This window comes from Ruegeria sp. BE9 (genome assembly GCF_056538765.1).
Genome location: NZ_JBQFTS010000001.1, coordinates 665,210 through 680,599 on the forward strand (window position 1 = coordinate 665,210; position 15,390 = coordinate 680,599).

15 protein-coding genes are annotated in these 15,390 nt (G+C 54.0%); 4 read left to right on the top strand and 11 right to left on the bottom strand.

The window, feature by feature from the left end:
- Positions 1-15 precede the first annotated feature (15 nt).
- The gene (locus ACR0EO_RS03235; RefSeq protein WP_480686971.1) at positions 16-624 is read right to left on the bottom strand and encodes an invasion associated locus B family protein; all 609 of its coding nucleotides are present in this window, start codon (positions 622-624) and stop codon (positions 16-18) included.
- 435 nt (positions 625-1,059) lie between these two features.
- Between ACR0EO_RS03235 and ACR0EO_RS03240 the strand changes: the two genes are divergently transcribed.
- Positions 1,060-2,601 (top strand): helicase HerA-like domain-containing protein, encoded by a 1,542-nt coding sequence (locus tag ACR0EO_RS03240; protein WP_480686972.1) that lies wholly within the window; start codon positions 1,060-1,062, stop codon positions 2,599-2,601.
- A 42-nt stretch (positions 2,602-2,643) separates the two neighbouring features.
- On the opposite strand, the gene ACR0EO_RS03245 is transcribed toward ACR0EO_RS03240, so the two are convergent.
- The 8 genes from ACR0EO_RS03245 to ACR0EO_RS03280 all read right to left on the bottom strand — a co-directional run bounded on the left by ACR0EO_RS03245 (position 2,644) and on the right by ACR0EO_RS03280 (position 9,715).
- Positions 2,644-2,895 (bottom strand): hypothetical protein, encoded by a 252-nt coding sequence (locus ACR0EO_RS03245; RefSeq protein WP_480686973.1) that lies wholly within the window; start codon positions 2,893-2,895, stop codon positions 2,644-2,646.
- Positions 2,896-3,079: 184 nt separating this feature from the next.
- Positions 3,080-4,393 carry a branched-chain amino acid ABC transporter permease gene (locus ACR0EO_RS03250; protein WP_480686974.1) on the bottom strand — a complete coding sequence of 438 codons (1,314 nt, stop codon included), beginning with the start codon at positions 4,391-4,393 and terminating at the stop codon, positions 3,080-3,082.
- Entirely contained in the window at positions 4,390-5,400 is a 1,011-nt protein-coding gene (locus tag ACR0EO_RS03255; RefSeq protein WP_480686975.1) for a branched-chain amino acid ABC transporter permease, read from the bottom strand. The genes ACR0EO_RS03250 and ACR0EO_RS03255 overlap by 4 nt, the downstream gene beginning before the upstream one ends.
- A 281-nt stretch (positions 5,401-5,681) precedes the next feature.
- Positions 5,682-6,011: a hypothetical protein gene (locus ACR0EO_RS03260; RefSeq protein WP_480686976.1), complete on the bottom strand. Its 330-nt coding sequence runs from the start codon at positions 6,009-6,011 to the stop codon at positions 5,682-5,684.
- A gap of 334 nt (positions 6,012-6,345) precedes the next feature.
- Positions 6,346-6,759, bottom strand: a complete 414-nt coding sequence (locus ACR0EO_RS03265) for a hypothetical protein (protein ID WP_480686977.1) — start codon at positions 6,757-6,759, stop codon at positions 6,346-6,348.
- A gap of 27 nt (positions 6,760-6,786) precedes the next feature.
- Positions 6,787-7,617 (bottom strand): ABC transporter ATP-binding protein, encoded by an 831-nt coding sequence (locus tag ACR0EO_RS03270; protein ID WP_480686978.1) that lies wholly within the window; start codon positions 7,615-7,617, stop codon positions 6,787-6,789.
- A complete protein-coding gene (locus ACR0EO_RS03275; protein ID WP_480686979.1) occupies positions 7,614-8,402 on the bottom strand; it encodes an ABC transporter ATP-binding protein in 789 nt (262 codons plus the stop codon). The genes ACR0EO_RS03270 and ACR0EO_RS03275 overlap by 4 nt, the downstream gene beginning before the upstream one ends.
- A gap of 131 nt (positions 8,403-8,533) precedes the next feature.
- The gene (locus ACR0EO_RS03280) at positions 8,534-9,715 is read right to left on the bottom strand and encodes an ABC transporter substrate-binding protein (RefSeq protein ID WP_480686980.1); all 1,182 of its coding nucleotides are present in this window, start codon (positions 9,713-9,715) and stop codon (positions 8,534-8,536) included.
- A 169-nt stretch (positions 9,716-9,884) separates the two neighbouring features.
- Here ACR0EO_RS03280 and ACR0EO_RS03285 point away from each other — a divergent pair, with 169 nt between their 5' ends.
- The gene (locus ACR0EO_RS03285) at positions 9,885-10,982 is read left to right on the top strand and encodes a PQQ-dependent sugar dehydrogenase (RefSeq protein WP_480686981.1); all 1,098 of its coding nucleotides are present in this window, start codon (positions 9,885-9,887) and stop codon (positions 10,980-10,982) included.
- A gap of 7 nt (positions 10,983-10,989) precedes the next feature.
- Here ACR0EO_RS03285 and ACR0EO_RS03290 read toward each other — a convergent pair whose 3' ends face one another.
- Positions 10,990-11,994, bottom strand: a complete 1,005-nt coding sequence (locus ACR0EO_RS03290) for a GlxA family transcriptional regulator (protein WP_480686982.1) — start codon at positions 11,992-11,994, stop codon at positions 10,990-10,992.
- Between the two features lie 169 nt (positions 11,995-12,163).
- Between ACR0EO_RS03290 and ACR0EO_RS03295 the strand changes: the two genes are divergently transcribed.
- Positions 12,164-13,534, top strand: a complete 1,371-nt coding sequence (locus ACR0EO_RS03295) for a class II 3-deoxy-7-phosphoheptulonate synthase (RefSeq protein WP_480686983.1) — start codon at positions 12,164-12,166, stop codon at positions 13,532-13,534.
- 48 nt (positions 13,535-13,582) lie between these two features.
- Here ACR0EO_RS03295 and ACR0EO_RS03300 read toward each other — a convergent pair whose 3' ends face one another.
- Entirely contained in the window at positions 13,583-14,254 is a 672-nt protein-coding gene (locus ACR0EO_RS03300; protein WP_480686984.1) for a PAS domain-containing protein, read from the bottom strand.
- A gap of 244 nt (positions 14,255-14,498) precedes the next feature.
- On the opposite strand from ACR0EO_RS03300, the gene ACR0EO_RS03305 reads away from it, so the two are divergent.
- Positions 14,499-15,389: a YicC/YloC family endoribonuclease gene (locus ACR0EO_RS03305; RefSeq protein ID WP_480686985.1), complete on the top strand. Its 891-nt coding sequence runs from the start codon at positions 14,499-14,501 to the stop codon at positions 15,387-15,389.
- The last annotated feature ends 1 nt before the right edge of the window (position 15,390 follow it).

Here is a 15,390-nt window from a genome sequence, read left to right on the forward strand (position 1 = left end):
TTAGTTTTAGGGTCTTTAGTTTTGGTTGACCTTCAGCTTGTCAAATGCCGAGGTGAATCCAGCCAGTGACATTTCCATTTGAATCAGCTGGTTAGGTGCCAAAACTGATACCATCGAAAGGTTGGCTTTGTTTCCGGCTTTCATCGCGTCGATGTCACCCTCGGTAAAACCCAGCTGCGCAACACACCCAACAGGATTACAAGTGTGGTAGTTGTAACGCTTGCCCGGTGCGCCATCGATCGACATTGCCAGTTGTGCCTGTAGCAGAACCTCAAGCGGCACGATCACAGTCGCACCAGCACGAGCAGTTGCGCTTTCTGGAAGCTTCTCAATGGTAACTTCGGCGACGGGTTGATTTTGGGGGCCTAGTAGAACCTGTCTGATCGCGCACGGATCGTCGTCTGTTTCTGTTTTGATGCAAGTCAGGGTCCAGCTTCCAATCTCCTCGGCAATATACTGTTCGCCGATACGTGGACCACTTTCACCCAAGTCAAGGTTCGATCCCGTCTCAGTCTGCGGCGCGGCTTCCTGACTTTGTTCTTCTTGAGTGGTTTCCTGTGCAAAAGCGGCACCGCAAAACAGCGCAGCAGAAACAATGCTGAGAGATAGGGTTTTCTTAAACATGAATGCCTCGGCAGTCTGGTTGAACTTTTTTTCCGGTCTATCACCCTTGGTTCTCGGTGTCAGTCACTAAGCAGACCAATTTACCGACCAAGATTGGATTTCCGTTTTATGGGCGAGAATACGCACATGAGACTCAACGAAAAAGGGAGCCGGTGGAGCGGCTCCCTTCCAAAAATTTTCTCCCCGTCGGACTGGCCGACTTAGTTATGAGCAGACGTTACGAAAGGGGAGAGCAGGGGTCAACTGCAAACCTGCACTTTTAATGAAAGATCAAGGTTTCCGCTAAAAAAAACCGCGCCCAAGGGCGCGGTCAGTCGACAGGGAGGAAATTTGCCGTCTTGCACCGTTAGGCACAAAGGCGGCGATTTGACTATCGCAGTCAAAGGTTAACTTTGTATGCTAGGGTCAGACCGGTGAAATTAAGGCCTTACATACATGGAAAATAACATCTTTTTGGGCGGTGCGGGCGAAGACTATAGCCAACCTCAATTCCTGACTTTGAAGTATGCCAACAGGCACGGGTTGATTGCCGGCGCGACAGGAACGGGAAAAACGGTAACTTTGCAAATTTTGGCCGAAGGTTTTTCTCAGGCCGGGGTTCCAGTCTTTCTGTCTGACGTAAAAGGGGATCTATCCGGATTGGCAAACCCGGGCAGTGAAACCCATAAGCTGCATCAGGCCTTTCAGGATCGTGCTGAACGCATCGGATTTCATGAGTTTTCATATCGAGCTTGCCCTGTAACCTTTTGGGATCTTTTCGGTCAGCAAGGACATCCAGTTCGCACCACTGTAACAGAGATGGGTCCGTTGCTTTTGTCACGCCTTATGGATCTGACCGAGGCGCAGGAGGGCATCTTGAACATCGCCTTCCGCGTGGCAGACGAGCAAGGGATGCCTCTTCTGGACCTGAAAGATCTGCAAGCTCTGTTGGTCTGGATTGGTGAGAACCGGGCGCAGTTGTCGTTGCGCTATGGGAACGTCTCAACCGCTTCAATCGGAGCTATACAGCGGCGACTTTTGGTGTTGGAAAACCAAGGCGCAACCAACCTTTTTGGGGAACCGGCGTTGGAGCTTTCCGATCTGATGCGGACAGATGCGAACGGGCATGGAATGGTGAATATTCTGGCGTCGGATAAGCTAATGGGATCACCGCGATTATATGCGACGTTCCTGCTGTGGCTGCTGAGTGAACTGTTTGAAGAACTGCCCGAGGTTGGTGACTCGGATAAACCCAAATTGGTCTTCTTCTTTGACGAAGCTCACCTCCTGTTCGAGGACGCTCCCAAAGTTCTGGTCGACAAGGTCGAGCAAGTTGCACGCCTGATACGCTCCAAAGGGGTAGGCGTTTATTTCATCTCGCAGAACCCGGCCGACATACCCGAGGATATTCTGGGGCAATTGGGAAATCGGGTTCAGCATGCTCTCCGGGCGTTCACCGCGCGGGATCGAAAGAACCTTCGTATGGCCGCTGAGACGTATCGTGAAAACCCTTCTTTCGATACGGAAGCCGCTATTCGCGAGGTTGGTGTTGGAGAGGCCGTCACCTCGATGTTGCAAAAGAAAGGTGTCCCAGGTGTTGTTGAGCGGACCCTAATACGTCCTCCCGGATCTCAACTTGGACCAATCTCAGCGTCCGAACGCCAGGCGGTAAATGCGGCGTCGCAGATGCAGGCCAAATACGGGACGCTGACAGATCGGAAATCTGCCTTTGAAATCCTTCAATCTCGTGCAGATGCCGCCGCTAAAGAGGCTGCGATAGCGGAAGAGCAAGAAGAAACTCAATCTGTTGCCGAGCGTGAGTTCGCAACGGCGAGACGGTATTCAGGCAGTAGGGTTGGCCGATCTTCGTCTCGGATTACTCGGCAGACTGATACATTTGCGTCTGCAATGAGCGAAGCTGTTATCAAGGAACTAAAAGGTACCACCGGTCGCCGCATTGTTCGTGGCATCCTTGGTGGGCTGTTCAAAAACAGATGAGCATCTGGCGCCGAACGTAAGAATGAGTTCGGCGCCAACTGTTTATTTGAGGCGACGTTTACCTTCTTCGCGGCAATAGGCGTCCGCTTCGGGCACAGTCATTTTGTCTGCTGGGAAGTTAATAGCGCGATCCCAGATTACGCGGTTTTGACGGTAAAGCTGACAAGTCACTTCACCCTTTTCAGTCTGTACTTTTACAGGCGTTGTTTCCAGATCTTCGGGCGAAGGAATACAAGCGGTCAGAGCTGCCAGAAGGGGCAGAGCCAAGGTCAGTTTTACTGCTGTTGATTTCATATCCGGTGTTCTTTTCTGGTTCGGTAACGTTGATGATCTGTAAAGATCGGCTTTTGAAGTGAGTGGGCGCCGACAATTGCCATTTAACAAATGAGCGATGCGCTCGTCTAATCAGGAAATGCTTTAAAATCAAGAAACCGCACCGAGTTTTCGGTGCGGTTTCATAACTTGTCCAATCCAAGAACTATTTCTCGGGAATGAGGCCTCTTGGACTGAATCTGAGAACAATCAGCAATATGAGCCCCATAGTGAATAGTCGCATATGTGCTGCGCTTTCGATCAGATGGTCCTTCAGCGCACTGCCGTCGGGCATGCCCGCGGTAATCAGGTTCATCAGCCACAGGCCGATGGGTTCCACTTGAACCCACAAGAACCAGATCAGGAACGCCCCCAGTACGGCACCAAAGTTGTTACCCGATCCGCCAACGATCACCATCACCCAGACTAGGAAAGTAAACCGCAGCGGTTGGTACGCACTTGGAGTTAGCTGCCCGTCCAGAGTAGTCATCATAGCGCCGGCAATGCCACAAATCGCAGAGCCCAGTACGAAGATCTGTAGGTGACGACGCGTGACATCTTTGCCCATCGCTTCGGCGGCGACTTCGTTGTCTCGGATAGCTCGCATCATGCGGCCCCAAGGGCTTTTCAGCGCCATCTGAGCCATCCACAACAGCACCAATAGCACGATCATGAACAGCAACGAGTAACCCAATTTGACCGACAGGGTCGACGCCGTCACAGGGTCCAATCCAAACCATTCAGCGCGCGCAATGAAAGACGGGTCTTTCTGAAGCTCAACCTCATAACCAACCACGGGCGACGGACGCGGAATGCCGTAGACGTTTTTAACGCCTCGGGCCAGCCAGTCTTCGTTTTTCATTATTGCAATGATGATCTCAGCAATACCGAGAGTGGCGATCGCGAGGTAGTCAGAACGCAGCCCCAGAGCAGTTTTTCCGATCAGCCAAGCCGCCCCTGCAGCAAGCAATCCGCCTGCGGGCCAGGCCAGAAGCACGGGTAGATTCAGCCCCCCAATATTGCCTTCAACCGCAGGGTTGATAGCTTCGACAGCGGCGGCGTTGGGGTCAAAGATCGCCCGATAGACGAAAAAGCCTACGATCAGGATAGCTATGATAGCTACGGCCTGAAGCCGACCTTTTGGCATCTTTTTTGCCACTAGTACGGCCGCCACAACGGTCGCAGCCCCCAGTAGCAAAGACAAGACGATGCCATATCCGCCAGCCGACCAGGCCCCGGGTGTCGGAGGTGTCGAGACCAACACCACGGCCAGCCCTCCAAGCGCAACAAAGCCCATGACACCGACGTTAAACAGCCCGGCGAAGCCCCATTGCAGGTTTACTCCGATGGCCATGATAGCCGAAATCAATCCCATGTTCAGGATCAGGATCGCGGCATTCCAGCTTTGAGTGAACCCTGTCAAAAGGATCAGACAGCCCACTATCACGAAAAGCAGTGTGTTTTTGACGGGCTCGCTCATACCGCTTTCCCCTTGAACAGGCCTGTGGGCTTAAACAGAAGCACGATCAGCAAGATGACAAAACTGACGGCGAATTTGTAATCAGTCGACAGGAATTGAACCAACCCTGACGGCGCGAGACTTTCCGGTGCGATGTAGGTCAGAACCTTTTTCCAGGCGTATGTGATCGTCACTTCCGAGAAAGCGATGATAAACCCTCCGGCGATGGCACCCAAAGGATTGCCCAATCCCCCCACAATTGCCGAAGCAAAAATGGGTAGCAAAAGCTGAAAGTAGACGAACGGCTTAAAGCTCTTGTCCAGACCGTAAAGGACGCCTGCGGTGGTCGCCAAGGCGGCAACAATGATCCATGTGATCATTACCACTCGTTCGGGGTTGATGCCCGACAGCAAGGCCAGATCTTCGTTATCCGAATACGCGCGCATCGATTTTCCGGTGCGTGTTTTGTTCAAAAACCAGAACAGCAACACCACGGCAACAACGGCAACAACAACTGTGATGCCCTGAGAGGTTTTGATGGCTAGCCCCTCGCGCAAACCCGTCATCGTCTTGAAATCTCTTGCGGAAATCAGAAAACGAGCTCCGTCAGAGAACCTCTGGTCGTCTGGTCCAATGATGAACCGCACCAGGCCGTTCATGATGAACATCACGCCCATCGAAACGATAACTAATATTACTGGCTTTGCCTTTTGCTCGCGATAGAAACGATAAACCAGCCGGTCTGTGATTAGCACCAGAACGATACACCCCAGTATCGCAAAGGGCAGAGCCAGCAGTGCGGTTGGCAAAGGGCCAAAGCTGACACCGGCGGCTTGAAGCCCCCAAGTGACCAACACAGCCAGCATTGCCCCGAAGGCCATCGTGTCGCCATGCGCAAAGTTAGAAAACCGCAGTATGCCGTAGATCAGAGTCACGCCCAGCGCACCTAGAGCCAACTGGCTGCCATAGGCGACCGCTGGCACGATCACAAAGTTCGCAAGCGCAACAAGCGCGTTGAGTAAGTCCATGAATTCTTCCCACTGTCCCAGTGCGGATATATCGCATAACGCACTTGCAAGACACAACACGAACCAGCCTGTTTTTCACTGTTTTGCTGCTTAAAAGGGTCGTTTTTCTGGTTGTTGGTGGCTGACGCGGCGTCAATCGCCGCGAGTGATGGCACCGGGTAGGCTAAACAGAAAAATCAAAGTGATATTTCGGCGGAAAATGGGCCGTATGGACCGGTAATTTTAGTGGCCACAAACGGTAGGCTCTGCCCGAAGGATTGTGCTGCAGGCAGAGCGACAGATCAGGCTTCGATCTCTTTGCAAGTGCCCCGATCATTTCCGGCATTTGCGCCTTGGATGGATAGGTCGTAAGTCATGTCTTTTAGGTCAACCACAAAGGTCAAAACGTTCTGTCCTTCGATGTACAGAAATGTGATGTTGTCGAGCCCCTTGAGGACGGTTGTCTCGCCTGTGACCTGAGCCGTTGTAATTTGCCCTTTGCTACCACCAGCAGCACGGCTTACGCGGGTTTCTTCGCCACTTACGTCGGACACGCAGACAAAGTTACGTTCCTCAGCGATTGCGGCAGTGGCAGACAGGGCTGCAAAAGCCGCGCACATCCATTTTTTCATTTGATGGTCCTGAATAGTGTTTTGTTTTTTGCGAAGGTCCGCCGGTTTCTCAGCAGCAGCCCATTAGAGCTCTAAGATTTCGATCCTTCTGCGATGCGGCGTTACCCGCGGATTGTGACCGGATTGCAGCTGATACGTGTTAAAGTTGAGGCTGAGATGCTTGTTTTAGCTTGAGGTTGAAATGAAGTTGAAATCGGCGCACTCGAACGCCCATTACGTTGGCTATCAAATCTAGTTTTCAGCCTGAGCTATTCGCGATTTCGTCGACCATTTGCCAGTTCTAGTGGTCGCTCAGGGCGTCAGCACTCAACTACTGAAGCGGCGGGTAGGGCCTTCACAGGAACTTCTGCTCGCAACGACCGGTAAACACGCGGCGAGCAGAACTGGCGGAATTGTAATCCACGTATCTTTGAGGAGCGGAAATAAGAGTTGCAGTAACCTCGTGGGGAGAAACCCGAGTGAGGTATAGGAATGCTCGCTCGCCGTCAGTGATGTGCGAGGCAATCAGCAGGTCGTTCTCAGACTTGATTATCCACTCTGTTCCGTTTGCGTCCACTAGGGTCGAAGAGGCTTCGCCAGCTCTCGACGTGGTTTCGATTGCAAAATCTCCAAAGTTACTTTGCAACCGTTCGGGTGGATCGCCGACGAATTCGATAGATAGCTGATCCCCTTGGCATTGGTCATTGCTGTTGCAGTCCTCATTCAGCACGCATGTCCCAGCCGAGGCAGCAGTGCAAATGGTCAGCATGGGCAATACCGCCAAAGCTCTCAACTCTTATCCCCCTAGGAAGCTCTTTCTAACTTCGGGGTCAGCCAGAAGTTCTTTGCCGGTGCCAGTATAGGCGTTCCGGCCTTGCACCAGAACATATCCCTTATCAGCAATCTCCAGCGCCTGTCGCGCGTTTTGTTCGACCATGAGGATCGGAAGGCCAGTACGAGAGACCTCAATGATACGGTCAAACAGTTCGTCCATCACAATGGGTGAAACACCGGCGGTAGGCTCGTCCAGCATAAGAACTTTGGGCTGCGTCATCAGGGCACGACCAACGGCAACCTGTTGGCGCTGACCGCCTGAAAGCTCTCCGGCGGCTTGGTTCCGTTTATCGCGCAGAATGGGAAAAAGGTCATAGACCTGCTCCATCGTCTGGCTGATGTCGTCGCGGCGGATGAACGCGCCCATCTCGAGGTTTTCCTCGACCGTCATGGAGGTAAAAATGTTCTGCGTCTGAGGCACAAACCCCATGCCCTTCATCACGCGATCTTGTGGCGACAGGTTGGTGATGTCTTCTCCGTCCAAACGTACAGAGCCCGAGCGCACATCCAGCATGCCGAATACGGCCTTCATCGCGGTGGATTTGCCTGCGCCGTTAGGGCCCACGATGACAGCAATCTCGCCCTTATCCACGGCGATTGTGCAGTCGTGCAGGATGTCTGGCCCTTTGCCATAGCCACCGGTCATCGTGTCACCGATTAGAAATGGCCCGCCGCCGACATAGTGCGTTTTTCCGCTTTTCTGGTGTGCAGGGGTCATGGTGCCAACGCCATGGGTATTGGTAATAGAGGCGTCCTTGTTACCTTTGTCGTCCTGATAGGGGTTGTCGCTCATGCCCCGGCCTCCAGCTTGTCTTTGTTCTTCAGGCCGGTGCCCAGATATGCCTCGATCACATGCTCGTTGGCTTTGATCTCTTCCAGAGTGCCCTCGGCAAGGACCTTTCCTTCGGCCATACAGATGACCGGGTCGCAAATCTTGCCGATGAAATCCATGTCATGCTCGATGACCACGAAAGTATAGCCGCGTTCTTTGTTCAGGCGCAGGATAGTGTCGGCAATGGTCATCAGAAGGGTCCGGTTCACGCCGGCTCCAACTTCGTCCAAGAACACGATCTTGGCGTCCACCATCATGGTTCTGCCAAGTTCCAGGAGCTTTTTCTGGCCGCCCGAAACCTGACCAGCCTTGTGATCAGCCAAGTGTTCAATGGTCAGGAACTCTAGAACCTCGTCTGCTTTGGCCCGCAGCGCGCGTTCTTCGTCGGCTATACGTTTACGTCCAAACCACGTGTTCCATAGCGCCTCTCCTGATTGTGCTCCGGGCACCATCATCAGGTTCTCGCGACAGGTCATCGACGAAAACTCATGCGCGATTTGGAAGGTACGCAGCAGACCTTTGTGAAACAGCTCGTGCGGGGGCAGGCCGGTGATATCCTCACCATCCATGACAACCTTTCCGCTGATCGGAGGCAGAACGCCTGCGATCACGTTAAACAGGGTGGTTTTTCCTGCCCCGTTTGGCCCGATCAGGCCGGTGATCGATCCTTTTTGGATTTCCAGCGAGGCCCCATCCACCGCGTGAAATCCGCCGAAATGCTTGTGCACGTCTTCGACGACGATCATTTTTTCCCCTAGCCGCCGTTGTCGGCGTTCTCGTTTGCCTTCTTCCTCAAAAATGAGGTGCGGTCTTTTTTCATTGAAACAGCCCGGACACAAGGCCCGGGCTGTTTGTTCTTATGACGGTTAACGCAGGATCAACGGAAGTTGACTGTTTTGTTCTCGCCGTCAGTGACTTCGATCTCGCGGTAGGAACCGGCACTTTCACCGGGGCCGATCAATTCTACACCCGAGGCGCCTACATAATCGATGTCCTGGCCTGCAGCCAGCAGTTCCAGACCCTTGGCCAGTTCGCCCGGATAGATTTTTTCACCGGGTGCGTTGGCGACGTCCATGACTTTCGCGCCATATTCTGCAGGGTTGGTCGAACCTGCGGCCTGCATTGCCAGCATGAACAGAGCAGCGGCGTCATAGGATTCAGGCGAGTAAGGCGAAGTTCCGTCGAAACCAGCGGCTTCAGCCATGGCAAAGTACTTCTCAGCACCTTCACCGCCCGAACCTGCGATTTGACCGAACGAGCCGTTCAGATCAGGACCAACGTTGGAAGGCAGGGAGTCACCGATCATGCCACCCGGCAGACCGAATGTGTCAAACGCGCCGCTGTCCAGCGAAGATTGGATGATACCAAGGCCACCTTGGTCCAGGTAGCCTGCGACCACCAGAATGTCGCCACCGGCCGAGGCCAAGGCGCCAACTTCAGCTGAGTAATCGGCTTTGCCGTCCTCATGTGCAGCCACGATGGTCACTTCGCCACCGGCTGCCTCAAACGAGGATTGGATCGCGTCTGCCAGACCTTTGCCATAGTCGTTGTTGGTGTAGGTCAAGGCGATCGAGCTGATACCGCGATCTTGCAGAATATCTGCCATCACCTGGCCTTCACGCGCATCCGACGGAGCGGTGCGGAAGAACAGGCCGTTGTCTTCCATAGTCGACAGACCAGGCGAGGTTGCCGACGGCGAGATCATGACCATGCCGTTCGGGATCGCGACGTTCTGAAGAATCGCGCCAGTTACGCCCGAGCAGTCGCCGCCGATGATACCTGCAACACCGTCCGCAATCATGCGTTCACCGTTCGAGGTGGACAGGCCGTTGTCGATACAACCAGTGTCCGCACGCATGCCGGTGACAGTCGAGCCGTCCAACAGTTTGCCGGATTCGGAAACTTCGGCGATCGCCAGTTCAGCACCTGATCCCATCGACGGTGCGAGGGATTCAATCGGTCCGGTGAAGCCAAGCAGGATGCCCAGTTTGACATCATCAGCCATTGCGGTGCCCGCCAGCAGAGCGGTTGCTGCAGTTGCAGTAAGCAGCTTTTTCATTAGGTTACTCCCATATTGGAACGTTTGTTCGTTCTGGGCATGACCCTAGGCAAGCTGTCTGGAAAAGAAAAGTCCTAACAAAATTGTGTTTTTGCGGCCGACAATCCTATTTGATTTTATAGGGTTGCAGAAATCATCCTTCTAAGACGGCCCAAAAGGGAGAGCGAACATGTTGAGGTCCGCAGCGATTCTGGTTTTGGCCATGGGTGCCGGTTGGGCTCAAGCCGATACCTTGGAGACTTCCGCCGGTACTGTGCAGGTCACAGCGATGCTCGAAGGGTTGGATACACCGTGGGCAGTAGGCATTCTTCCAGGGGGCGGGTTTCTGGTGACGGAGCGCGATGGTGAGCTTCTGTATGTTGCTGATGGCAATCAAAACCGTGTCCGGGGCGTGCCCAAAGTGGCGACAAACGGGCAGGGCGGATTGCTTGACGTAACCATCGCCCGTGATTTCCAGCAAACCCGCGAGATTTTTTTGACCTTTTCAAAACCCCAAAGAGGTGGGGCAGGTACAGCTTTGGCCGTCGCGCGGTTATCGGAAAATGGGAAGCGCCTGAACAATGTGCGAATTGTATTCGAGGCCGAACCCGGTGGGTCAGGGGGACGGCATTTTGGCTCGCGTGTTGTTGAGTCTGAGGACGGGAATCTGTTTGTTACGATCGGTGATCGAGGGGACCGGCCTTCTGCTCAAGACAGGTCAAACCATAAGGGAACGGTTGTCCGAGTTAATCGCGACGGCTCGGTCCCGGCCGGCAATCCCTTTGTGGGTGAGGCCAATGTAAGGCCAGAAATTTGGTCTTATGGTCATCGTAACCCTCAAGGCGCAGGGCTGGATTCGCAAGGTCGACTGTGGGTGTCGGAACATGGAGCCAAGGGTGGAGACGAGGTAAATTTGGTTCAACCTGGTCTAAATTATGGTTGGCCGATCATTTCCTACGGCGTTCATTACTCGGGTCAGAAAATCGGCGAGGGCACTTCAAAACCAGGAATGGAACAGCCTCAACACTATTGGGATCCGTCGATCGCCCCTTCTGGGTTGATGGCCTATTCAGGTAAGCTTTGGCCGCAATGGAAGGGCGACATCTTTGTTGGGTCGCTCAAGTTCGACTATATCGCGCGCTTGGAAGGCACCCCGCTCCGCGAGGTCGAACAGATCAAGGGCGCCGAAACTGAACGTGTTCGGGACATAGTCGAAGCGCCTGACGGATCGATCTGGTTCATCTCAGTCGGGCAGGGTGCTGTCTATCGAATGACCCCAAGCAACTGACCGACGATCAGACCGACAATTTACCACCCTGAGCACCACGCTCGCGATAGGGCGTTGTGTTGTAATGCGCCCGGTAGCATTTCGAGAAATGTGACGGGCTGGCAAATCCGCAGGCCAGAGCAACGTTTATGACACTCATATCGGTCTGCATTAGCAGGTTGCGTGCTTTGTGCAGTCTAAGTTCCATATAGTATCGCTTGGGTGAGCGGCTGAGATATCGGCGGAACAATCGCTCGAGCTGTCGGGTCGACATACCCACGTCCTTGGCAAGAATCGAAGGCGAGATTGGCTCTTCGATGTTCTTTTCCATCATCAGGATGACTTGGCTCAGCTTGGGGTGGCGCACACCAATCCGTGTTGGGGTCGAAAGGCGCTGAGTATCCTGATCGGTGCGGATCGAGGAATAGATCATCTGATCCGCAACTGCATTCGCCAGGTCTTCGCCGTAGTCGTCAGCAATGATCTTGAGCATTAGGTCGATGGAGGATGTACCCCCAGCAGTGGTCATCCGATTGCCGTCAATCTGAAAAACAGACTTGGTCAGCTCAACTTCATCAAACTCTTCGGTGAAACTGTCGGAGTTTTCCCAGTGAATGGTCGCGCGTTTTCCATCCAGCAGCCCTGCTTTGGCCAGAGTATAGGCTGCTGTACAAAGTCCCCCAATGCGCAAACCGCGACGCGCTTCGCGGCGCAGCCAGTTCAGCACCTTTTTGGTGGTAGCAGCCTGAACATCGACACCACCGCAGATAAGAACGACTTCGTCGCGCTGCAATTCGTTCAAGTCCGAATCCAGATTAAACGTTGTCCCCGCCGAGCAGCTAACGGTTTCGCCACCTTCACCGACAAGCGTCCAAGTGTACAATTGCTTGTCCGACATTCGGTTGGCAATTCTGAGACTGTCCAGAGCCGATGCAAACGACAGAAGTGAGAATTTGTCCAGCAGGACAAATACAAAGTTGCGAGGGTTGGCCGCAGTGTCTTCCACCGTGACAACTTGGCGTTGCTCTTGCATGGCGAGGTGTCCTTGATTCGGCGCTTTATGACGTGACGTCCAGCGACAGATTTGACAGCCACCATGATCAAAGCTTGTTTCCCGCGTCAAGAGGCCCAAATCGCATATGGTCAGTCTTCAATGCATTTTGTATAGAGGCGACCTGACTACTTCAGCGGAGATCAAAGCTATGACCGAATGGCAAAAAACGAACTGGCGCAACAAGCCCCGGGTTCAGATGCCAGACTATACCGACGAGGCCGCGTTGGCCAAGGTCGAGGCCCAGCTTTCGCAGTATCCCCCGCTGGTCTTTGCCGGTGAGGCGCGGCGCCTCAAGCAACATCTTGGTGCCGCCGGTCGCGGCGAGGCCTTCCTGTTGCAGGGTGGGGATTGCGCAGAAAGCTTTGAACAGTTCAGCGCGGATGCAATCCGTGACACCTTTAAGGTGATGCTGCAAATGGCGATGGTTCTGACCTATGGTGCTAAGGTGCCTGTGGTTAAAGTGGGTCGTATGGCCGGCCAATTTGCTAAACCGCGCAGCGCACCGACCGAGGTTGTGGATGGCATTGAGTTGCCCAGCTACCGCGGTGACATCATCAATGAGCTGGCCTTCACCCCCGAGGCGCGGATTCCGAATCCGAGCAAGATGCTTCAAGCCTACACTCAGGCCGCCGCAACTTTGAACCTGTTGCGTGCGTTCTCGACTGGTGGTTTCGCCGATATGAGCATGGTGCATTCGTGGACACTGGGCTTCACCGACGCGCAGGATGTTCAGAAATATTCTGAGATCGCAGATCGCATCCAAGACACTATCGACTTTATGGGTGCTGCTGGGATCACTGCCGACACCACGCACGAGTTCTCGACCGTAGAGTTCTACACAAGCCATGAAAGCTTGCTGCTTGAGTATGAAGAGGCGCTAACGCGTCTTGATTCGACCTCGGGCAATTGGCTGGCTGGTTCGGGTCACATGATCTGGATTGGCGACCGGACACGTCAACCGGATGGTGCGCATGTTGAGTTCTGCCGCGGCGTGTTGAACCCGATTGGTCTTAAGTGCGGTCCGACTACAACTGCCGAAGACCTCAAGGTTCTTATGGCCAAGTTGAACCCCGAAAACGAAGAGGGTCGCTTGACCCTGATTGCGCGTTTCGGTGCTGGTAAAGCTGGTGAACATCTTCCGCGCCTGATTCAGGCCGTTAAGGAAGAAGGCGCCAAGGTAACTTGGGTATGTGACCCGATGCACGGCAACACGATCAAATCGGCGACCGGATATAAAACTCGTCCGTTCGACTCGGTGCTGCGCGAAGTACGCGACTTCTTTGGTGTACATCAGGCAGAGGGAACTATCCCCGGCGGTGTACATTTCGAGATGACCGGTCTGGACGTAACCGAGTGCACCGGCGGTGTGCGTGCCGTAACCGAAGAGGATCTGTCGGATCGTTACCACACTGCGTGTGACCCGCGTCTGAATGCGACGCAGTCGTTGGAGCTGGCCTTCTTGGTGGCAGAAGAGCTGACAAACTTGCGCAGAAATGGCAGCAAACGCGCCGTCAGCTAAGCGTCAAATCAACCAATCAGAAAGGCGGACTGCAAAGTCCGCCTTTTTTCATTCCTCACGTGACGCTACCAACCTAAGGTGAGATCCCGGCCGCTTGAACTCTGCCTTGTCCTCGGCGAACGCGTGCGCGCTTTCCTTTGGCTGCGGTGGAGCTTGAACATCGGCCACTGGACGAAAATGGCTATCGGATAATGTGAACCGTCTTGGTGTGGCGCCAATCGCTCCATCTGAGATCATGACGCCCAAGATACGGCTGACATCTCCCAAATCGCTTTTCAGCGGCAACAAGATCATCCGCGCTTGCATTCGCGTACGGCCCAATTGACCTGTCGAAACAAGTTCCAGCTCTGCGATCCCGGGTTGAGAGAACACGTTTTCCATCAAGTGCTTGACTTCGTCCCGGCTGCCGGCTTCGACGAACGCGGTGAGTGGCATGCCCCGAACCTCCATACCCGCCAAATCGTTCAAATGGCTGCCGGCCAGACGAAACCGTGCCAATCCCGGCGCTATGCGTTCCAGAATGAACGCGTACTGAAGGACATTCTCAAGGCCGCGCGGGTCAATTTGCGACCGCATCGGAACTCCGTCACCGGTCAGTAGGGCAGTCCAATATGCCTCTGCCTGTCGGATGGGCGAAAGGCTGCGCCCATTGTCAAAGCGATCCATTGCGACGATCTTTCCAAATTTTGACCCGAAACCGGTCCCGAAAAAAGATTTCATTTTCATCACCCTAGCGTCAATCGACCGTCATTTTCTTAAAATGCCAGATATCGGGGCCTTTCAAGACTGACCAGCACCTGCTGAAGTCAGATTGACCGAGGTTGAGTCAATTTTGGAGCAAATCTTTAACGAATGGTTAACTTCTCCCCAACGCGGCAAGACTCAGCAAACACTTGCTCTGGGTGGTCCGATGGCTTTAGGTGCGACAGTCACGCGGAGATGGGTAGAGAAGGAAAGGGCAGGCATGATCAGATCCATGACCGGTTTTGCTTCGGGCAAAGGGACTTTTGGGCCTCATAGCTGGGCCTGGGAATTGCGAAGCGTCAACGGCAAAGGGCTGGACATGCGCATTCGCGTGCCCGATTGGCTAACGGGTTTGGAAACAGCGCTTAGGGGAAAGATGTCGAAAACCCTGAGCCGCGGAAATGTTACGCTGTCGTTGAGGCTGAGCAGAGATGAAACTGCGCCTGACCTTGTCCTGAACGAAGCCGCAATGGATGCGGTTCTGACGGCTTTGGCTCGAACTCAGGAGATGGCAACAGCCAGCGGAGTCACGCTGGCCCAATCAACGGCGGCTGATCTCGTCGCGCTGAAGGGGATGTTGGATGCGGGCAGTGAAGTTGACGACCCAGCCCCGTTAGTGGCTCAACTGACAACGGAATTTGCCGACTTGCTGGCAGCATTTATCGAAATGCGCGAGTCCGAAGGCCAGGCGTTGTCAGAAATTATAGACGGACAGCTCAACCAAGTGACCGATCTAACAGACAGCGCTGCGGAACTGGCAGAACAGCGCAAGGAAAAGATGGCTGAGGCGCTGCGCGATAATCTCGCACGGGTGTTGGATAACTCGCAGGGCGCAGACCCAGACCGTGTAGCGCAGGAATTGGCCCTTATCGCGGTCAAGGCTGATATCACCGAAGAGATTGATCGTCTGAAAGCCCACGTGGTTGCAGCGCGTGATTTGCTGTCACAGGACGCCGCAGTTGGTCGCAAGCTGGATTTTCTCATGCAAGAATTCAACCGCGAGGCCAATACACTGTGTTCAAAGGCGCAAAGTGCCGAGCTGACTTCGGTAGGGCTTGAGTTGAAAGCCGTAATAGACCAGATGCGCGAGCAAGTGCAGAACATCGAATAAC